General features: G+C 68.3%; 21 protein-coding genes. 10 read left to right on the plus strand and 11 right to left on the minus strand.

What is annotated here, in order from left to right; all coding sequences use genetic code 11:
• The first annotated feature begins 2 nt into the window (after window positions 1-2).
• The 5 genes from WFK98_RS03535 to lpxK all read left to right on the plus strand — a co-directional run bounded on the left by WFK98_RS03535 (window position 3) and on the right by lpxK (window position 4,260).
• A complete protein-coding gene (locus tag WFK98_RS03535) occupies window positions 3-815 on the plus strand; it encodes a 3'(2'),5'-bisphosphate nucleotidase CysQ (protein ID WP_336799297.1) in 813 nt (270 codons plus the stop codon).
• Between the two features lie 37 nt (window positions 816-852).
• A complete protein-coding gene (locus tag WFK98_RS03540; RefSeq protein WP_336799298.1) occupies window positions 853-1,089 on the plus strand; it encodes a DUF4170 domain-containing protein in 237 nt (78 codons plus the stop codon).
• Window positions 1,090-1,170: 81 nt separating this feature from the next.
• The gene (locus tag WFK98_RS03545; RefSeq protein WP_336799299.1) at window positions 1,171-1,911 is read left to right on the plus strand and encodes a lysophospholipid acyltransferase family protein; all 741 of its coding nucleotides are present in this window, start codon (window positions 1,171-1,173) and stop codon (window positions 1,909-1,911) included.
• Entirely contained in the window at window positions 1,904-3,247 is a 1,344-nt protein-coding gene (locus WFK98_RS03550) for a 3-deoxy-D-manno-octulosonic acid transferase (protein WP_336799300.1), read from the plus strand. Before WFK98_RS03545 ends, WFK98_RS03550 begins: the two co-directional genes overlap by 8 nt.
• On the plus strand, window positions 3,244-4,260 hold the full coding sequence (lpxK, locus tag WFK98_RS03555) for a tetraacyldisaccharide 4'-kinase (protein WP_336799301.1): 1,017 nt from the start codon (window positions 3,244-3,246) through the stop codon (window positions 4,258-4,260). The genes WFK98_RS03550 and lpxK overlap by 4 nt, the downstream gene beginning before the upstream one ends.
• A 49-nt stretch (window positions 4,261-4,309) precedes the next feature.
• On the opposite strand, the gene WFK98_RS03560 is transcribed toward lpxK, so the two are convergent.
• On the minus strand, window positions 4,310-4,534 hold the full coding sequence (locus WFK98_RS03560) for a DUF2093 domain-containing protein (RefSeq protein ID WP_266339947.1): 225 nt from the start codon (window positions 4,532-4,534) through the stop codon (window positions 4,310-4,312).
• A gap of 170 nt (window positions 4,535-4,704) precedes the next feature.
• Window positions 4,705-6,537 carry a DNA mismatch repair endonuclease MutL gene (gene mutL / locus WFK98_RS03565; RefSeq protein ID WP_336799302.1) on the minus strand — a complete coding sequence of 611 codons (1,833 nt, stop codon included), beginning with the start codon at window positions 6,535-6,537 and terminating at the stop codon, window positions 4,705-4,707.
• A gap of 218 nt (window positions 6,538-6,755) precedes the next feature.
• Between mutL and WFK98_RS03570 the strand changes: the two genes are divergently transcribed.
• On the plus strand, window positions 6,756-7,223 hold the full coding sequence (locus tag WFK98_RS03570) for a hypothetical protein (protein WP_336799303.1): 468 nt from the start codon (window positions 6,756-6,758) through the stop codon (window positions 7,221-7,223).
• A 6-nt stretch (window positions 7,224-7,229) separates the two neighbouring features.
• Here the strand turns inward: WFK98_RS03570 and WFK98_RS03575 are convergent, their stop codons facing one another.
• Together WFK98_RS03575 and purD are read right to left on the minus strand one after the other, a co-directional pair.
• Window positions 7,230-7,454, minus strand: a complete 225-nt coding sequence (locus WFK98_RS03575) for an alkylphosphonate utilization protein (RefSeq protein ID WP_266339771.1) — start codon at window positions 7,452-7,454, stop codon at window positions 7,230-7,232.
• A 39-nt stretch (window positions 7,455-7,493) separates the two neighbouring features.
• A complete protein-coding gene (gene purD / locus WFK98_RS03580; RefSeq protein ID WP_336799595.1) occupies window positions 7,494-8,756 on the minus strand; it encodes a phosphoribosylamine--glycine ligase in 1,263 nt (420 codons plus the stop codon).
• A gap of 212 nt (window positions 8,757-8,968) precedes the next feature.
• Here purD and ubiA point away from each other — a divergent pair, with 212 nt between their 5' ends.
• Complete coding sequence (ubiA, locus tag WFK98_RS03585) at window positions 8,969-9,904, plus strand: 4-hydroxybenzoate octaprenyltransferase (RefSeq protein ID WP_336799304.1); 936 nt, start codon at window positions 8,969-8,971, stop codon at window positions 9,902-9,904.
• Between the two features lie 133 nt (window positions 9,905-10,037).
• Window positions 10,038-11,063: a methyltransferase gene (locus WFK98_RS03590; RefSeq protein ID WP_266339773.1), complete on the plus strand. Its 1,026-nt coding sequence runs from the start codon at window positions 10,038-10,040 to the stop codon at window positions 11,061-11,063.
• Window positions 11,064-11,144: 81 nt separating this feature from the next.
• On the opposite strand, the gene WFK98_RS03595 is transcribed toward WFK98_RS03590, so the two are convergent.
• From WFK98_RS03595 to WFK98_RS03605, 3 genes are all read right to left on the minus strand, one after another.
• The gene (locus WFK98_RS03595) at window positions 11,145-11,729 is read right to left on the minus strand and encodes a DUF6101 family protein (RefSeq protein ID WP_266339774.1); all 585 of its coding nucleotides are present in this window, start codon (window positions 11,727-11,729) and stop codon (window positions 11,145-11,147) included.
• A 549-nt stretch (window positions 11,730-12,278) separates the two neighbouring features.
• Window positions 12,279-13,706, minus strand: coding sequence for an FAD-binding oxidoreductase (locus WFK98_RS03600; RefSeq protein WP_336799305.1), 1,428 nt, complete (start codon window positions 13,704-13,706; stop codon window positions 12,279-12,281).
• A 230-nt stretch (window positions 13,707-13,936) separates the two neighbouring features.
• Complete coding sequence (locus tag WFK98_RS03605; protein WP_336799306.1) at window positions 13,937-15,568, minus strand: DUF3300 domain-containing protein; 1,632 nt, start codon at window positions 15,566-15,568, stop codon at window positions 13,937-13,939.
• 316 nt (window positions 15,569-15,884) lie between these two features.
• Here WFK98_RS03605 and fabI point away from each other — a divergent pair, with 316 nt between their 5' ends.
• Both fabI and WFK98_RS03615 read left to right on the plus strand, forming a co-directional pair.
• On the plus strand, window positions 15,885-16,703 hold the full coding sequence (gene fabI / locus WFK98_RS03610) for an enoyl-ACP reductase FabI (RefSeq protein ID WP_266339777.1): 819 nt from the start codon (window positions 15,885-15,887) through the stop codon (window positions 16,701-16,703).
• Window positions 16,704-16,725: 22 nt separating this feature from the next.
• Window positions 16,726-17,304 (plus strand): histidine phosphatase family protein, encoded by a 579-nt coding sequence (locus WFK98_RS03615; protein WP_266339778.1) that lies wholly within the window; start codon window positions 16,726-16,728, stop codon window positions 17,302-17,304.
• Window positions 17,305-17,512: 208 nt separating this feature from the next.
• Here the strand turns inward: WFK98_RS03615 and WFK98_RS03620 are convergent, their stop codons facing one another.
• From WFK98_RS03620 to WFK98_RS03635, 4 genes are all read right to left on the minus strand, one after another.
• Window positions 17,513-17,785 (minus strand): DUF1344 domain-containing protein, encoded by a 273-nt coding sequence (locus WFK98_RS03620; RefSeq protein WP_266339779.1) that lies wholly within the window; start codon window positions 17,783-17,785, stop codon window positions 17,513-17,515.
• A gap of 174 nt (window positions 17,786-17,959) precedes the next feature.
• Complete coding sequence (locus WFK98_RS03625) at window positions 17,960-18,232, minus strand: DUF1344 domain-containing protein (RefSeq protein WP_266339780.1); 273 nt, start codon at window positions 18,230-18,232, stop codon at window positions 17,960-17,962.
• A gap of 176 nt (window positions 18,233-18,408) precedes the next feature.
• Window positions 18,409-18,666, minus strand: coding sequence for a DUF1344 domain-containing protein (locus WFK98_RS03630; RefSeq protein WP_336799307.1), 258 nt, complete (start codon window positions 18,664-18,666; stop codon window positions 18,409-18,411).
• Between the two features lie 181 nt (window positions 18,667-18,847).
• Window positions 18,848-19,105 carry a DUF1344 domain-containing protein gene (locus WFK98_RS03635; protein WP_266339781.1) on the minus strand — a complete coding sequence of 86 codons (258 nt, stop codon included), beginning with the start codon at window positions 19,103-19,105 and terminating at the stop codon, window positions 18,848-18,850.
• Window positions 19,106-19,395 lie beyond the last annotated feature (290 nt).

The raw sequence follows: 19,395 nt of genomic DNA on the forward strand, positions 1-19,395 counted from the left end.
CGGTGGCGGACAGGGCCGCCGATCTGGCGCTGTTGGTCGAGGCGGCGCAGGAGGCGGGGCGGATCGCGCTCGGCTATTTCGGCCGCGATCCGAAGGTGTGGATCAAGGGCGCCAATTCTCCCGTCACCGAGGCCGATCTCGCCGCCAACCATGCGCTGCACGCGACGCTGACGGCGGCGCGGCCGGACTATGGCTGGCTGTCGGAGGAAAGCGCCGACACGCCGGACCGGCTGGGCCGTCGCCGCCTGTTCGTCGTCGATCCGATCGACGGCACGCGTGGCTTTATCGAGGGCAATCGCGACTGGTGCGTTTCCGTCGCGCTGGTCGAGGATGGCGCGTCGGTCGCCGCTGTCCTGTTCGTGCCGGCCCGCGACGAATTGTTCGCGGCGACGGCGGGGGAGGGCGCCAGCCTCAATGGCGAGGCGATCCGCGTCAGCGGCCGCACGGCGCTCGAAGGGGCCCGTATCGCCGGGCCCGCGCGCCATTTGCGCGCCATGGCGGCGCATGGCATGGACGCGGCCGAGCGCCGCTTCACGCCCTCGCTCGCCTATCGCTTCGCGCTGGTCGCCTGCGGCCGCGTGGACGTCGCCACGGCGCGTCCCGGCGCCTATGATTGGGATCTTGCGGCAGTGGACCTTTTGGTGCAGGAAGCAGGCGGAACGCTGCGCGATCTCGAGGGCGCGCCGCTTCGTTTCAACGGCGCGACGCCGCGCCATCCGGCCCTGATCGCCTCGACGCCCGGGCTCGCTTCGGCGGCCACGGCCATCATCGCTGAAGCCGAGGCCGCGCAGGCCTCGGGACATGGCGCGTCCTAGGCGCGCATCATCGGTTTGGACAAGGAGACGTCGGCATATGACTGGTTCGGACAAGCAGCTGCTGCACCTGGTATTCGGTGGCGAGCTGAGCTCGGTGGGGGCGATGGAATTCTCCGACCTGTCCAAGCTCGACATCGTCGGGATCTATCCCAACTACAAGACCGCCTATGACGCCTGGAAGCAGGCCGCGCAGAGCTCGGTCGACAGCGCCCAGACGCGCTATTTCATCGTGCACCTGCACCGGCTGCTCGATCCCGAGGCGACGGGGGGCTAAGGAAGCGCCTCTGCGCCACGGCGCGGCTGGCGGAACATGGAACCGCCGCCTGCGCGTCGGTTGGAAGGGATAGAACGTATTTTGGCGAATTCCCAGGCCAAGAGGCGCGCCAAGCGCCCCAGCCTTCTCAAGCGGATTGGCACGTCGGATCAGGTCACGCGGCTGGCCGGGCGGACGGCTGCCGCCTATCTGCGCTTCGTCCGCCGCACCAGCACGCTCGAATTCGAGCCGAGCGATCCCTACGAGTTCTTCGGCCATCTGCTGCCGGGCATCGTCGCCATGTGGCACGGCCAGCACCTGATGGTGCCGTTCATCCGCCGCGAGGGCCATGACGTCCGAGTCATGATTTCGAAGCACCGCGATGGCGAGATCAACGCCATTGCCGCCGAAAGCCTCGGCCTCGGCACGGTGCGCGCCTCGGCGGCGCGTTCCGCCTCGCGCGTGATCGAGAAGGGGGGCCTGCGCGGCTTCCTCGAGATGAAGGCGGCGCTCGCCCAGGGGGCGACCGTCGCCATGACGGCTGACCTCTCCAACCAGAAATCGCGCCGCGCCGGGCCGGGCATCGTCATGTTGGCACGCGCCTCCGGCCGGCCGATCGTACCGGTCGCGGTCGCCACTAGCCGCCATTTCGTCATCAAGAACTGGGACCGCACCACGGTCAATCTGCCCTTCAGCAAGGGCATCTGCGTCTTCGGCGTGCCGATCTATGTGCCGGCGGATGCCGATGACGATGTCATCGAGCAGAAGCGACAGGAGCTCGAGAACGAACTGAACCGCGTCACCGAACGGGCCTATCAGCGAGTCGGCAGGTCGCATGTCTGAGCGCCGGGGAGCCGCGCTAACCGCCTATCGTCTGGCCGGTTACGCCGCTTTGCCGCTGGTGCCGCTGCTGCTCGCCTACCGCACGACCAAGGGCAAGGAAGATCGCGCGCGTCGTCACGAGCGCTATGGCCGTGGTACTCTGAACCGGCCGGCCGGGGCGCTGGTCTGGATCCACGCCGCCAGCGTCGGCGAGACCAACGCCGTGCTGCCGCTGGTACGCCGCATCGTGGAGGAGGGCGTCAACGTCCTGTTCACCACGATCACGGTGACGAGCGCTGCCGTGGCGGCGCATCGCCTGCCGCGCGGCGCCTTCCACCAATACGCGCCGGTCGACATCGCCCCCTTCGTCAACCGCTTCCTCGATCACTGGAAGCCGGATCTCGCCATTTCGGTCGAATCCGAGATATGGCCGACAAAGATGGATTGCCTCGTCGCCCGCGACATCCCGCACATCTTCGTCAACGCCCGCATGTCCGAGCGCTCGTTCAGGCGCTGGGCCAGGATCGAAGCCGGAAAAAGCGGCCTGTTCGGCAAGGTGACGATGTCGCTGGCGCAGAGCGAGGGCGACGGCGAACGCCTCTCGGCCCTCGGTGTGCGCCGGGTCCGCGTCACCGGCAATCTGAAATTCGACGTGCCGCCGCCGCATGCGACGCCTGAAATGGTCGAGACGGTGCGCGGCGCGGTCGAGGGCAGGGCGGTCTTCCTCGCTTCGTCGACGCATGAGGGTGAGGAGGAGGTCATCGCGGCTGCGCATCGTGTGCTGCGCCATCGGCGGCCGGAGCTGCTCACCATCCTCGTGCCGCGCCATCCCGTGCGCGGCCCGGCGATCCGTGACCAGCTCGTCGCCAAGGGCTTCGACGTCGCGTTGCGCAGCGCCGGCGAGCCGATCTCCGCCGCTACCGACATCTATCTCGCCGACACGCTGGGCGAGCTCGGCATTTTCTACCGGATCGCGCCGATCGCCTTCATCGGCGGCACGCTGGTGCCGGTCGGCGGCCATAATCCGATCGAGGCCGCGCAGTTGAATGTCGCGATCCTGCACGGGCCGCATGTCCACAACGCCACCGACATCTACGCCGCGCTCGACCGAACCGGCCGCGCCGAGGTGATCCGCAGCTCCGAGCAACTCGCCAAGGTGCTCGACGACCTGTTCGCAGATCCCAACGCCATGCGCCGGCGCGCCACCAAGGCTGCCGAGGCGCTGGCGCCCTTCACCGGCGCGCTTGACGCCACGATGCGGGCGCTGGTGCCCTATCTGGAGCCATTGGCGATCGCCGCCCGGCTGCAGGACCGCGAGCCGCCCGCTGCCACCGGCCGGACGGGGCGGCCGCGATGATCCGGCCGCCGCACTTCTGGTCGCTGCAGCGGCTTTCGGTGCCGGCGCTTCTGCTCGCGCCGGTCGCCGGCCTCTATGGCTGGGTTGCCGGGCGCCGCATGCGGCAGAAGCCGAAGGCGACCGCCGCCGTGCCCGTCATCTGTGTCGGCAACTACGTCGTCGGCGGCGCCGGCAAGACGCCGACGGCGCTGGCGCTGGCGCGGATTGCCCGCGCGCAGGGGCTCCATCCCGGCTTCCTGACCCGCGGCTATGGCGGCACCACGCGCGAGCCGCTGGTGGTCGATCCCGACCAGCACGACGCTGCCCGCGTCGGCGACGAGGCGCTGCTTCTGGCCGAGGCCGGGCCTGTCGTGGTCTCGCCCGACCGGCCGGCTGCGCTACCGCTGCTCGCGAGCCAGGGCGTCGACCTGATCATCATGGATGACGGCTTCCAGAACCCGTCGCTGCGCAAGGACCTGTCGCTGATCGTCGTCGACGGCGCCGCCGGCGTCGGCAATGGCCGCGTCTTTCCGGCCGGGCCGCTGCGCGCGCCGCTCCGGACGCAGATCGTGCGCACCGACGCCGTCATCGTGGTTGGCGACGGCAAGCCGGGCGACCGCATGGTGCGGCGGGTGTCGCGCGCCGGCAAGGTGGTACTGAAGGCGAAGCTGGAGCCGGCGGCGCTGCGGGTCTGGGGCCCGCGCTCCTTCCTCGCCTTCGCCGGCATCGGCCGGCCGGAGAAGTTCTTCAACACGCTCGACGCGGCCGGCGTGCCGCTCACCGATGTGAAGGGCTTTCCCGATCACCACGCCTATACGGCTGAGGATGCGCGCAGGCTCATCGCTCGCGCCGATGCGGACAAGCTGGACCTGATCACGACGAGCAAGGACTACGTCCGGCTGGCGCGCCAGGACGGCGATCTCGCCGCGCTGCGCGCCCGCACCAAGGTGTTCGATGTGCGGATGCACTTCGAGAATGAGGCACGCATCGGCGCGCTGATCGCCGACGTCGTCCGCCGCGTCGCGACGCGGTAGTCGGGCCCCGAGGAGCCGCAAAGCGCGGCTCGGGCAGGTCCGAAAGGGCTCAGCGCCAGGTCAGGCCGAGCTGCTTGTGGCGGGCGAGGCAGGTGGCCGGATCCACATAGGCTTCCTGGTGCGCGACGTTCCAGTATTTGAGTTCGTCGAGCGGAATCACGGCGCCGGTCACCGCGCAGCGCACGAAGGCGCCCGGGGACAGGATCTGGTAATCGCCATCGAGATAACGAATGCGCGCTTCGCCGCCGCGCCCGGCTGGATCAATACGGTTCATGAGCGGGAATATCGTGCGGAACGCCCGCTTGTGCAACAGCGCCGAACGTCGCTGTGCACGTCGCCGTCGCTTTTCGGAGCGGGGAGGTCGCGACACGATCTCGAAGACAACCTCCATCGTCGTCCCGGGCCTGGCCCGGGCTCCCTGCCGCCGGGTCGCCGGGCGCGCGCCTATCTTCGTCCGAACAGGCGCTCGATATCGGCGAGCTTCAGCTCGACATAGGTCGGGCGGCCATGGTTGCACTGGCCGGAGCCGGGCGTCGCTTCCATCTCGCGCAGCAGCGCGTCCATCTCCTCGGCCCGCAGGCGGCGGCCGGAACGGACCGAGCCGTGGCAGGCCATGGTCGCCGCCACATGGTCGAGCTTTTCCTTGAGCCGGGTGGTGTCGTCCCATTCGGCGAGATCGTCGGCGAGATCTATGAGCAGCGAGCGCGTGTCGAGTTCGCCGAGCAGCGCCGGCGTCTCGCGCACCGCGACCGCGCCGGGGCCGAAGCCCTCGATTGCGAGGCCGAGCTCGGCGAGTTCGTCGGCGCGCTTCAGGAGCCGCGCGACGTCGTCCTCGGGCAGGTCGATGACGTCGGGGATCAGCAGGATCTGCCGCGCGACGCCGGAGCGCGCCAGCGCCGTCTTCAGCCGCTCATAGACGAGGCGCTCATGCGCGGCGTGCTGGTCGACGATGACAATGCCGTGGTCGGTCTGGGCGATGATGTAGTTTTCATGCACCTGCGCCCGGGCCGCGCCGAGCGGCCGGTCGGTCGGGTCGTTGGCGGCGACGGTATTGGCGCGCGCGTCGGCGGAAGGCTGGCTGACCGCCGCGAAGGCGGGCTGTGACGGCTCGCTGAAGCGCGGCGCGGGGGCGGGCGAATCCGCCCAGTCGCGCCAGGACGGCGCGGCCGCCGTGTTGCCGAAGGAGGGCATCGGCGCCGAGGGACGCCAGGCGGTCGAGGCGGCCGGGGCGCCGGCGCGGAAGGCGGCGATGGTGGCGCCGCCGCCGGTGGTCGCCGAACGGTGGCCGGCCTGGTGGATGGCGTTGCGCAGCGCGCCGACGATCAGCCCGCGCACCAGGCCGGGATCGCGGAAGCGGACGTCGGACTTGGCCGGATGGACGTTGACGTCGACGCCATGCGGCTCCAGGTCGATCCGGAGCGCGGCGACCGGGTGGCGGTCCCGCGACATCACGTCGGCATAGCCGGCCCGGAGCGCCCCCATCAGCAGCTTGTCTCGCACCGGGCGGCCATTGACGAACAGGAACTGCTGCAACCCGTTGGCGCGGTTGTAGGTCGGCAGGCCGGCATAGCCGGAAAGCTGCACGCCCTCGCGTGTCGCGTCGATCGCCAAGGAATTGTCGACGAAGTCCTGGCCGAGAATCTGGCCGAGCCGCTCGACGAAAGGCTCGTCGCCATGCGCGACGGGATAGTCGATGGCGCCGCGGTCGCTGCCGGAGAGCGAGAAGCGCACTTCCGGATGCGCCATGGCGAGGCGCTTGACGATGTCGGTGATGGCGCTCGATTCGGCCCGCTCGCCCTTCAGGAACTTGAGCCGGGCCGGCGTCGAGAAGAAGAGGTCGGTGACCTCGACCCGCGTGCCGGCGTTGAGGCCGGCCGGGCGCGGCGGATGCACAAGCCCGCCCTCGACCACGATCTCCCAGCCATGCGGCTCGCTGGGATGGCGCGAGGCGATCGACAGCCGCGCCACAGCGCCGATCGAGGCCAGCGCCTCGCCGCGAAAGCCGAGCGTGCGGATGTCGAGCAGGTCGTCGGTGAGCTTGGAGGTGCAGTGACGGTCGATGGCGAGGCCGAGGTCGTCATGCGTCATGCCGCCGCCATCGTCGGTGACGCGGATCAGCGAGGCGCCACCGCCGGCGGTGACGATCTCGACGCGCCTGGCGCCGGCGTCGATGGCGTTCTCGACCAGTTCCTTGACGACGCTCGCCGGCCGCTCGACCACCTCGCCGGCGGCGATGCGGTTGATCATGTCTTCGGTCAGGCGGCGGACGGCGGTCATGGTATCTTGGCGATCAATCTGGCTGTTGGCCGGCGATCCTGCCGGATTCGGGCGGGCGAGGGAAGCGGAGCCGCCAGCACGGTCGTGGACAGGCCCAAGCGGCCCGGCCACGCATCGCAAAGATTTGATCCGGGCGGCGAACGTCGGCAGGTGCTGCCTGCGCTATCCCTGGGAAGCCGGGCAGGACATCGACGGCGACGTGCGACGGGATGACGTACATGTCGATTTCGGGTGCGGATCTGGCGGCGGCGATCGATCAGCTCTCCAAGGCCGACCTCAGGAAGGCGGACCCGTTCCGGCCCTGCCTCAACTTCCTGATCGGTCATTTCACCTTCACGCTCGCCATCCTCGCGGCGTCGCTCGCCTCGCTGCCGAAGAAGAGCGAGGAACTGGCGCCGGGCGTGGCGGCGGCGATCGGCGGCGTGCTCGCCTGGATGGCGATCTCTGCCCTCGTCGCCAGCGTGGTGACGCTGCTGGTGCAGTTTCTGAAGACCCGGTACATCCGCCAGAACATCCTCGGGCTCCATCCGGAGCCCTGGACCAATCTGGCGCTGATCCTCTGCGTGCTGCCAATCCTGCCGGGCGCCGTCGCCGTGTTCTTCTGCCTGAGGGTCGGGACGGCTTTGCTGCCGAAGGCGAGCCTGCTTCCCTCGCTCGGCGAGGCGCTGCGCAGTCTGCTGTTCTGAACCGCCTCAGGCCTTCTTGACGAACTCGGCCCGGAGCACGAGCCCCTTTACCTGCTTGGTATTGCACTCGAAGGTGTCGGTGTCGTCGGTCAGGCGGATGTTCTTCACCACCGTGCCGCGCTTGATCGTCTCCGACGTGCCCTTGACCTTGAGATCCTTGATCAGCGTGACGGAATCGCCGTCCTTCAACTGCGTGCCGTTGCTGTCGCGCACGATGATTTCGTCCGACATTGGTTCTCTCCTGAATGAGATGTCTGGTTGGGCGGGCGGCTAGACGGCGCGCCAGCCGATGTCGCGACGGGAGAAGCCGTCCGGCCAGTCGATCGTGTCGACCGCCTGGTAGGCGCGCTTCTGCGCCTCGGCGACGGTTGCGCCGAGCGCCGTCACGTTGAGGACGCGGCCGCCATTGGCGACCAGCCTGCCTTCAGCGAGCGCCGTGCCGGCCTGGAACACCTTTGTGCCGGGAAGCGCGTCGGCCGCCTCGATGCCGGTGATCGGCGTGCCCTTGGCATAGTCACCCGGATAGCCCTTGGCCGCCATCACGACCGTCAGCGCCGCCTCTTCGCGCCACGTCGTCGTCACGCCGTCGAGCTTGCCTTCGCTGGCGGCGAGCAGCAGTTCGAGCAGGTCGCTTTCGAGCCGCATCATCAGCACCTGGCATTCCGGGTCGCCGAAGCGGACATTGTATTCGATCAGCTCCGGCCCCTTGGCCGTGATCATCAGCCCGGCGAACAGCACGCCCTTGAACGGGGCGCCGCGCGCCGCCATCGCCTTCATGGTCGGGCGGATGATCTCGGCCATGGTCCGCTCGATCATCGCCTCGGTCATGACCGGGGCGGGAGAATAGGCGCCCATGCCGCCGGTGTTCGGGCCGGTGTCGCCGTCGCCGACGCGCTTGTGGTCCTGCGCCGTGGCGAGCGGCACGGCGTTGACGCCGTCGCAGACGGCGAAGAAGCTCGCTTCCTCGCCGATCAGGCATTCTTCCACCACCACCTCGGCGCCGGCCGAGCCGAAGGCGCCGTCGAAGCAGGCGTCGATCGCCGCATGCGCTTCTTCCAGCGTCTCCGCCACGACAACGCCCTTGCCGGCGGCGATGCCATCCGCCTTGACGACGATCGGCGCGCCCATCCTCGTCGCGTAGTCGCGCGCGGGGGCGGCCTCGGTGAAGCGCTGGTATGCGGCGGTCGGGATGTTGGCCTCGGCGCAGAGATCCTTGGTGTAGCCTTTCGAGCCTTCGAGGCGGGCCGCCTCCTGGCTCGGGCCGAACACCCTGATGCCGGCCCGCTCGAGCGCATCGGCGAGGCCTGCCACCAGCGGCGCCTCCGGGCCGACGACGACGAAGTCGATCATGTTGTGGCGGCAGAATGTGATGACGGCATCATGATCGAACGGATCGAGCCGGACCAGTTCGGCGAGCGCGCCGATGCCGGGATTGCCAGGCGCGGCATAGAGCCGGCCGAGCCGGGGCGATTTGCGCAAAGCCCAGGCCAAGGCATGCTCGCGGCCGCCCGATCCGATCAGGAGAATGTTGATGCGCGTCTCGGTCATGCTGGCAGCCCGTCGTTGAAAGCGGTGCGCGGCGCTTAGCAAGCAGGGGCTCGCTTGTCGAATCCGGAATCAGCCGGAAGCCGTCTTGGCGAGCAATTCGGCGCCATGGCGACGAAGAGGCGCAAGCGCGGGCTTGGCGCTGGTTTCGAACTGGCGGTATGACAACGCGAGAACCCGCGAGCCGGAAGAGAGACCGCATGTCCCCGATCAGCCTCAGTCCAGGAACCGTCGCCGATGCCGACCGGGGCAACTGGGTCGATCGCCATGCGCCGGTCTGGCTCCGGCCCTATGCCCGGCTGGCGCGCTGGGACCGGCCGATCGGCTGGTGGCTCCTGCTTCTGCCGTGCTGGTGGTCGACCGCGCTCGCCAGCAACGTCGCCGGCGCGACCTGGCCCAATATCGGCCACCTGATCCTGTTCCTGGTCGGCTCCGTCGCCATGCGCGGCGCCGGCTGCACTTATAACGACATCGTCGACCGCGAGCTCGACGCCGGCGTCGCCCGCACCCGTTCGCGGCCGATTCCGAGCGGCCAGGTCCGCGTCCGCGATGCCAAGATCTTCTTGGTCCTGCAGGCGTTTGTCGGCCTTGCCGTGCTGCTTTCGCTGAACTGGTTCTCCGTCGTCCTCGGCATCAGTTCGCTGCTGGTCGTCGCCGCCTATCCGTTCATGAAGCGGATCACCGACTGGCCGCAGCTGGTGCTCGGCCTCGCCTTCTCGTGGGGCGCGCTGATGGGCTGGTCGGCCTGGTTTGGCAGCCTGGCGCTGGCGCCGGTCCTGCTCTATGCCGGCGGCGTGCTGTGGACGATCGGCTACGACACGATCTATGCGCTGCAGGACATCGAGGACGACAAGATCATGGGCGTGCGCTCGACCGCGCGCCTGTTCGGCAGCCGTGCGGCGCCGATCATTGGCCTGCTCTACACCGGCGCCGTGCTGTTCTGGGCCGCCTCGTTCTGGGTGGCCGGCATCGGCTGGGTCGCCTGGCTCGGCCTCGCGCTGGTCGCGGCACAGTTCGCCTGGCAGGTCGCCACCGTCCGCCTCGACGACGAGGCGCTGGCGCTGCGCCTGTTCAAGTCCAACCGCACGGCGGGGTTGATCCTGTTTGCCGCGCTGGTGCTCGACGGCCTGATCTGACGCGCCGCCGGGCGCGGATAAGCTCTCACGAACACGTCATTTGAAGATGAACCGAAGCGGGCGCGCTATCGGGCGTCCATCCTTGCCTTCACGCGGAGACCATTCAAACAAATTCATTGGGGAGCGATAGCATATGTCTAGAGAAGCACTTGCATCCGTTTCCGAAATCAATCCCGAGCCGTTCATCGAAGCCGTTCTGGGCTTTCGCGATACGGCCGCGATCAAGGCGGCCATCGATCTCGACCTCTTCACCGCGCTCGCCGAGGGCGCGACCGAGCCGGCGGCGCTCGCCATCCGCACCGGCGCTTCCGAGCGCGGCCTGCGCATCCTCTGCGACTATCTCACATTGAAGGGATTTCTCGCGAAGGCCGACGGGCGCTATGCGCCGAGCCCCTCCAGCGCTGTCTTCCTCGACCGTCGCTCGCCCGCCTATATGGGCGGCGTCGCCGATTTCCTGGCGGCGCCGGAAATGATGGCGCTCTTCCTCGACGATCCGGTCTCCTATGTTCGGCATGGCGGCTCCCTCGGCCTCGCCAACATGGCGCCGGAAAACCCGATCTGGATCAAGTTCGCCAAGGCGATGGTGCCGCTGGTGCTTGGCAGCGCCCAGGGCGTCGCTGCCGAGGTCGCCACCTGGTCGCCGCCGCCGCGCCGCGTGCTCGACATCGCCGCCGGCCACGGCTTCTTCGGCATCTCGGTGGCGAAGGCGGTGCCCGGCGCCGCGATCGTCGCCGTCGACTGGCCCGACGTGGTGGCGCTCGCGGCCGAAAACGCGAAGGCGGCCGGCCTCGACGGACGCTATGCGACGCTCCCCGGCAGCGCCTTCGACGTCGACTGGGGCCGCGATTTCGATCTCGTGCTGCTGCCCAATTTCCTGCACCATTTCGACCACGACACCTGTGTGTCGCTGCTCGAGAAGGCGCGCGCCAGCCTGGCGCCGGGCGGCAGGGTGATCGCGGTCGAGCAGGTGCCGGACGCGGAGCGGATCTCGCCGCCCTGGCCGGCAGGTTTCGCCCTGATCATGCTGGCGACGACGCAGCGCGGCGACGCCTATACCGAGGCGGAGCTGGGAGACATGGCGCGTGACGCTGGCTTTTCCGGTGTCGCGCTGACGGCGCTGCCGCCGTCACCGGCGAGTCTGGTGCTCTTCGAAGCCTGAACCGGTGCCAAGAAAAGGGCGCCAGCCTGCGATGGCAGAGCGGCGCCCATTTCGTATTCTTGGCAGCGGGCCTCGCCCGTCTCAGTCGCGGGCGATGATCTCGCGGCCGTAGAGCGTCTCGATTTCCTTGTAGAAGCCGGTCTTGCGGCGCTTCAGGAAGCGCGGACGGCGGCCCTTCAGCGCCGACGGCGCGCGGCGCGAGCTGGCCTGGCCGACGACGAGCGGGCCCAGCTGGTCGAGCGGCGCGCGAACCGTGCCGTCGCCATCGACGATCAGGAGCGGCAGGCCGAGCGCGCGGCCCCAGGCTTGCCAGTCGGCGGCGACGTCCTCGCCATCGCCGAGGTCCTCGACGACGACCAACGGCAGCGACATGGCGGGGTCGCGGTGCATCAGTTCGACCGTGGTGCGGATCGCGCCGGTTTCGGCGTCGCCGGACATGCGGACGGCAACGCCACGGAACGCGCTGACCGGCGTGGAAAGGGTGGTGGGGATGCCGCCGAGGCGGCGCTTCACGATCGCCATCTCGCGGTCGATATAGACGGCCGGCGTGGTGGCCGAGGCGGGGCCGGCGAGGGCGGCGGAGTAGCGGACCGGCAGCGCGAAAGGGTCGAGCCGCAGGTCGTTGCCACGGGCGCCATGGGCTGCCGAAACCGTTGCGTTTGCCATTGCCTTGCACTCCATCGCTGCTCGCTTCGGCCCGGTTAACAGGACCTTAAAGGGGTTGGCCCGGTGGACGGGGCCCGCTCTCTGTTGAAGCGACAATGCCATGCGATCCGCCATTTGGAGCTTAATAGGCATGGTTAACGGCCCGGCGATCGCGGGCAGGGTTAGCGGCCGGTGATCGAAGACGGTTGACGAAAACTTGCCGAAATGTGGCAGGTCGCCCGGCGATGGCGGTGCGCCGCCATTTGCGCCGGCGAGGGGACTTGAGGGCGTCGGTGGTGTGCTTGCCGAGGGGATGCAACGAAGGCGGGTCGATGGTGGCTGTCGCCCTGTGGGAAGAGCTTGCGCCCCTCGGCGCGCGTCAACTTTTGCGGCCGACCCGGTGTCCGGCATGTCAATATTTTGGCGCGCGGATCGCGACTTCGTCCGTTTGGCAAGGTGCTTTGGAAGCGCCCGCGCTGCCATGACAGAACGCTCTGGCCAAGCAAGTCCCTCACCCAACCTTCTCCCGCGCGCGGGAGAGGGTTGGGGTGAGGGTCTACGGCGTCCGCCTCAGGGCCGCAGCATCTTGCCGGGGTTGAGGATGCCGTTCGGGTCGAGCGCCTGCTTGATCGAATGCATCATCGCCATCGCGACCGGCCCCTTCGCCGCCGGCAGCAGGTCGCGCTTCAGGCGGCCGATGCCGTGCTCGGCAGAGATCGAGCCGTGATATCTGGCGACGATGCCGTGGATCAGCGCGTTGACCTCGTCCCAGCGGTCGAGGAAGGCCTGCTTGTCGGCGCCGACGGGCTGCGAAATGTTGAAATGGATGTTGCCGTCGCCGAGATGGCCGAACGGCACCGGCCGGCAGCCGGGCACGAAGGCCTCGATCGCCGCGATGGCCTCGGCGAGGAAGGCGGGCACGCTGGCGACCGGCACGGAGACGTCGTGCTTGATCGAGCCGCCTTCCGGCTTCTGCGCTTCCGACATGCCGTGCCGCATCCGCCAGAACGTGCTCCGTTCGGCGAGCGACTGGGCGATGCTGGCATCGGCGACGACGCCGTCCTCGAAGGCGGTGGCGAGGATGTCCTCGATGGCGCTCCGCGCCGCCTCGTCGGAATGGCCGGACGAGATCTCCACCAGCGCATACCAGGGCGCCGTCGTGCCGACCGGCTCGCGCGAGCCGGGGATATGGCGCAGCACGAAATCGACGCCGATCCGCGGCATCAGCTCGAAGCCGGTCAGGTCATGGCCGGCGCGATCGCGCGCGAGATTGAACAGCGCGAGCGCGGCGGCGGGGTCGGCCAGCGCCGAGAAGGCGACCGCCTGGCCCTTCGGCCGCGGATAGAGCTTCAGCACGGCGGCGGTGACGATGCCGAGCGTGCCTTCGCCGCCGATGAAGAGCTGCTTCAGGTCGTAGCCCGTGTTGTCCTTGCGCAGCGCGCCGAGGCCTTCCCAGACCCGGCCGTCGGCGAGCACCACCTCGAGGCCGAGCACGAGGTCGCGCGTGTTGCCATAGGCGAGCACGGCGGTGCCGCCGGCATTGGTCGAGATGTTGCCGCCGATCCGGCAGGAGCCCTCCGAGCCGAGCGACAGCGGAAACAGCCGGTCCGCCGCCTCGGCGGCGTTCTGCACGTCGGCGAGGATCGCGCCGGCCTCCGCCGTCAGCGAATAGCCTTCGGGGTCGACGGCGCGGATCCGCGTCATCCGGTCGAGCGAGAGGACGATCTCGTTGCCGCTGCCGTCCGGCACCTGGCCGCCGACCAGGCCGGTATTGCCGCTCTGCGGCACGATCGCCGTCCGCGTCTCGTTGGCGAGCGCGAGGATGGCGGAGACCTCCGCCACCGAGCCGGGGCGCAGCACCAGCGGCGTCTCGCCGAGATATTTGTCGCGCCATTCCATCCGGTAGGGCTTTGTCGCTTCCGGATCGGTGAGGGCGGCGGCGGGGCCGACGAGGGCGGCGAAGCGGGCGAGGAGCTCGGGCGTGGGGCGGTTCAGCATGATGGCGATTCGATCCTTGCTTGCGGCAAGTCCTTGCCACGCGGGAGAGGATACCCGCCCCTGGGCCGCCGCCGGAAGCCGGAAGAAGGCAAAAAAAACGCCGGCCTGCGGGGAGCCGGCCGGCGAGAGCAGTTCGATTGTCGGCTTCCGGGCTGCCCTGGCGACGCGATCGTCGGCTCCCGGAGCAGGGAGGGTGGCGCGAGGATCGCGCCACCCGTCTTCGTCAGCCGCTAGCGGCAGTTGTTCTGGCCGGGCCGGCAGTTGCGGTTGCGATTGTGCTGCTGCGGCCGGTTGCGGTTCTGGTTGTGCTGCCGGGCGCGCTGCTGCGGACGCGCATTCTGGCCGGGCCGCTGCTGCGGACGGGCGTTCTGCGAGGGCCGCTGTTGCGGGCGAGCATTCTGGTTCGGCCGCTGCTGCGGACGAGCGTTCTGGTTCGGCCGCTGTTGCGGGCGGGCATTCTGCGACGGCCGCTGCTGCGGACGGGCATTCTGGCTGGGCCGCTGTTGCGGACGGGCGTTTTCCGGACGCGACGGACGGGTCGTCTCCGGCCGGTTGGGCCGGTTCGGACGGTTTTCGGCGCCGGGACGACCGGTCTCGGGCCGGTTCGGTCGCGTGCCGGCGGGACGCTCGGGCCGGTTCGGGCGACCAGCATCGCTGCCGGGACGCTCCGGACGCGCGTTCGGCCGGTTTGGACGACCGGTTTCCGTGCCGGGGCGTTCAGGCCGGTTCGGCCGCCCGGTCTCGGTTCCCGGCCGATTCGGGCGGCCGTTCTCCGTGCCGGGACGGTTCGGGCGATTATTGTCGCCCGGACGGCCAGGACGATTGTTGTTGTCGCCGGGGCGACCCGGGCGATTGTTGTCGCCGGGGCGGCCGGGACGGTTGTTGTCGCCGGGACGGCCATTGTCGGGGCGACCGGGCCGGTTCGGCCGGTCGGGGCGGTTCGGACGTTCCGGCTGCCAGGCGCCCGGCGGACGCGGCCGGTGCGGCGGGCCGGGACGCCAGCCGGGTGCGCCGTGCCAATGGTGGGTGACCCAGACATTGTTCCAGCCGCGATTGTTCCAGCCCCAGCTATTGTTCCAGGCCGAGCCGACCAGGACGGCCGTGCCGAAGATCAGCGCGCCGGTGGCGGCGGTCGTGAACACGTCGGAGGAATTGTAGACCGGGACATAGATGCGCTCCGGCTGGGCCGGGGCGATCGAGATCACGCGCGGTGCGCTCGACGTTGCTTCCTGGACGGTGACGACCTGCTGCGGCGTCGTCTTGAGATTGCCGAGCTTCTCCGCCTGCGCGCGCAGCAGCTGGATGACGGTGGTGACGTCCTCGGGCTGGCGGTCGAAGGCGAAGCCGAGCGATTCGGTCCAGTCCTCGTGATCGACGAGCATCTCGATCACGTCCGGGAAGCGCAGCAGCGCCACGACCGGAGCGTCGAGGCCGAGCTTCTCGGCCTCGGCGAAGTCGCCCGCTTCGGCCGCCTTCGGATTGGCGTTGAGCCAGTCCTCGGCCTTGATCAGCTGGTCGAACGGCGACGTGCTCGCCGACAGCACCAGCGACAGCAGCGGATCGGGATAGAGCGCGATCGGGCCGAGCAGGTATTGGAGGTCGGTGACGGTGTAGAGATCCGCCGCGTCGTCGGGCGTGGCCGCCGCCTGGGCCTGCGCCGCTCCAGGCACCTTGTCGGGCAGGGCGGGCGCCGCTGCTGGGGCTTCCTCGGCCGGAGCCGGTGTTGAGTCGGATTGCGCCTGCTTGACCGGGGGCGTCAGCGTTTCGGCGAGAACCGGATAGATGGTGGTCGACCAGCCGAAGACGGCGGCGACCGCCAGGCGGGAATAATTGCCTGTTCCAAACCAGGACTTTTCTTTCACTCGTGACTTCACGGCATGGGCCCTCCTGTCGGCCTTACTGCATGCATAGGTGGCACGTCTCCGCCGTTTCAGGAAGCGAGTCCGGCCGGATCGAAGGCGGATGGTTAAATTCGAGACGCCAGGGAGAGCCGTGGGATGATTCGCATATCGATCTGTGGATTGGCCAGTTTCGCCCTGTTCCAATTCGATCGGGACCCGCATTCCGCGACAGACGTACATCGAGTGTGATGGGCAACGGCTTGCATCGGCTTGAAGCGCACGGGACCGTATGCGATAGGAGGCGCGCCTCCGGACGCACGAAGAGGAAATAATAGGCATGATCGAAGCAGGCGGTTTGATGAAGGGTAAGCGCGGCCTCGTGCTGGGCGTCGCGAACAACCGGTCGATCGCCTGGGGAATTGCCAAGGCCGCCCACGACCACGGCGCCGAACTGGCTTTTACCTACCAGGGCGATGCGCTGAAGAAGCGCGTGGAGCCGCTTGCGGCTGAACTCGGCGCACTTGTCGTCGGACATTGCGACGTCACCGACGCCGCCTCGATCGACGCGGTCTTCGCCGAAGTCGAGAAGCAGTGGGGCAAGCTCGACTTCCTCGTGCATGCGATCGGCTTCTCCGACAAGGACGAGCTGACCGGCCGCTTTGTCGACACCACAGAAGGCAATTTCAGCAAGACGATGCTGATCTCCGTCTATTCGCTGACGGCCGTGACCCAGCGCGCCGAGAAGCTGATGACGGATGGCGGCTCGATCCTGACGCTGACCTACTATGGCGCCGAGAAGGTGATGCCGAACTACAACGTCATGGGCGTCGCCAAGGCCGCGCTCGAGGCGAGCGTTCAGTATCTCGCCGTCGACCTCGGCCCGAAGAACATCCGCGTCAACGCGATTTCCGCCGGCCCGATCAAGACGCTGGCCGCCTCGGGCATCGGCGATTTCCGCTACATCCTGAAGTGGAACGAGTACAACGCGCCTCTGCGCCGCACGGTCACGACGGAAGAGGTCGGCGATTCCGGCGTCTACTTCCTGTCGGATCTCTCGCGCGCCGTGACGGGCGAAGTGCACCACGTCGATTCGGGCTACCATGTCGTCGGCATGAAGGCCGTCGACGCGCCCGACATCTCCGTCATCAAGGACTAGCCCGGGCCTCGCGGAGCACGCCGTGCCGACCATCGTTTTTATCCGGCACGGCGAGACCGACTGGAACGCCGAAGGGCGCTTCCAGGGCCAGCGCGACATACCGCTCAATGCGCGCGGCCGCGGCCAGGCGCAGCGCAATGGCCGCGTCCTCGCCGAGAAGATGCCGCAGACGGTTGATTTCGATTTCGTCGCGAGTCCGCTCGAGCGCACCCGCCAGACCATGGAGATCGCCCGCGGCGCCATGGGGCTGGACCCTTCCGCCTATCGCCTCGACCCGATTCTGAAGGAAATCACCTTCGGCCGCTGGGAAGGCTATACAGCCCCGGAACTGATGCTGCGCTGGCCGGAACTGGTCGCCGCGCGCGACGTCGACAAATGGGGCTTTCAGCCGCCGGCGGGCGAAAGCTACGCCATGCTCTCGGTCCGGATTGGCGCCTGGCTGGCCGGGGTGGTCAAGGACACGGTCGTCGTCTCGCATGGCGGCGTCTGCCGGGTGCTGCGCGGCCTCCTTCTCGGCCTCGATACAAGCCAGACCCCCAATCTCGACGTGCCGCAGGACCGGATCTTCGTCTGGGACGGTCGCGAGGCCGCCTGGCTCTGATTGCCGCGCCGGCGTCGCAGGCCGCGATCCCTCATCCTCCATCCCGATAGGCTTTTGCGCGTTCCGTCCCCGCAGGGGCCGGCGCGTGAGCGGGTGGCCGTCGGGCGGCGGTGTATGAGGCCGGCCCACGGACGTCGCCCCCACAAACGAAAACGACGCCCGTGGGCGTCGTTAGGTAGTTCCGTCAGGGAGGGGAGAAAGACCCCGATCAGCCCTTGCTGTTGTCGGCGCGGGCGGGGTTCGCCGTGAACGCGCCGAGACCTTCGCTGCCATTGTGGCTGACGCCGACGGCCTGGCCCGGATAGATGCCGAGCAGCTGCTTGCCATTGGCGAACTGGAAGGTCTGGCCGCCCTGCAGCGTCAGCGTGCCGGTCGAGGCGTTGACGCTGGTGACTGTGCCCTGGGTCTGCTCGGCAGCGAAGGCGGTGGCGCCCGTGGCGAGGAAAGCGACAGAGGCGGCGGCGAGGATGAGATTACGCATTTTCTTGAATCCTGGTCGAACCGGGTTCGACATGGTTGTGCCCGTTTTCGGGAGGGCAATTCCCATCGCCTGTCCGGGGGGAGTGAACAGGCGGGTGGCTGAGAGGGTGGCCGGCTTGCCGGACACCCGCTCGATGGTCAGTTTGTCCTGCCGGGAGGCGAGGCTCCCGGAGGATCAGCCGTTGCTGTTGTCAGCGCGGGCGCGGCTCGGGTTGAAGGCGCCGAGGCCTTCCGAACCCTGGTGAGCGACGCCGACGGTCTGGCCCGGCAGGATGCCGAGCAGCTGCTTGCCGTTCGAGAAGGTGAAGGTCTGGCCGTCCTGGAGCGTCAGCGTGCCGGTCGAGGCATTGACGCTGGTGACGGTGCCTTCGGTCTGCTCGGCGGCCATGGCGGCAGCGCCCGAAGCGAGGAAAGCGACCGAAGCGGCGGCGAGGATGAGATTGCGCATTGTAAGTCTCCTGGTCGAACCCTTGTTCGACATGGTTGTGCCCGTTCGGGGGAGGGCAATTCCCGCCCGCCGGTGGGGGGGAGAACCGGCGGGAAGTGCAGGCCGGCCCGGTTGGGGGGGCGGATGTCGGCCTGCGGTCAGTTCAGGTCAGGTAGAGATGAGATCGCGACAGGCGATCAGTCGTTGGCGGGCTTCGGATTGTAGGCGCCGAGGCCCTCGCTGCCGTTGTGGCTGACGCCGACGGCCTGGCCCGGCAGGATGCCGTAGAGCTGTGCGCCGTTGGCGAACTGGAAGGTCTGGCCGTCCTGGAGCGTCAGCGTGCCGGTCGAGGCATTGACGCTGGTGACGGTGCCTTCGGTCTGCTCGGCGGCCATGGCGGCAGCGCCCGAAGCGAGGAAAGCGACCGAAGCGGCGACGAGGATGAGATTGCGCATTGTAAGTCTCCTGGTCGAACCCTTGTTCGACATGGTTGTGCCCGTTCGGGGGAGGGCAATTCCCGCCCGCCGGTGGGGGAGGGGGAGAACCGGCGGGAAGTGCAGGCCGGCCCGGTTGGGGGAGCCGGATGTCGGCCTGCGGTCAGTTCAGGTCAGGTAGAGATGAGATCGCGACAGGCGATCAGTCGTTGGCGGGCTTCGGGTTGTAGGCGCCGAGGCCCTCGCTGCCGTTGTGGCTGACGCCGACGGCCTGGCCCGGCAGGATGCCGTAGAGCTGCGCGCCGTTGGCGAACTGGAAGGACTGGCCGTCCTGGAGCGTCAGCGTGCCGGTCGTGGCATTGACGCTGATGACGGTACCTTCGGTCTGTTCAGCCGCGATTGCGGCAGCGCCGGAGGCGAGGAAAGCTGCAGAGGCAGCGGCAATAATAAGGTTACGCATCTTTTTCTTCTCCTGGTCGATATCGGATCGACCTCATTGCGGCGGCGGCCCCGGGTTCGGTGGGGCGGTTCGTTCATCCCGTCGCCGATGAGCTGTATTTGATCCCCGGCAGCCGATTTTGCAAGCGGGAGAATTTTTTGCATTCGGGCCGATTTGACCCTGGCATTCCTGCATTTGAATACATAATCGGCAATTAGTAGATCTTAATTCCATACTGTACCGATTTATTGGAATAAAATTCGAATTGTCTGGCGGATTGTTCACCGTTCCTAACGGCACTGTTCGAAAAA

It is taken from the genome of Kaistia sp. MMO-174 (assembly GCF_037147815.1).
Taxonomy (GTDB): domain Bacteria; phylum Pseudomonadota; class Alphaproteobacteria; order Rhizobiales; family Kaistiaceae; genus Kaistia; species Kaistia nematophila.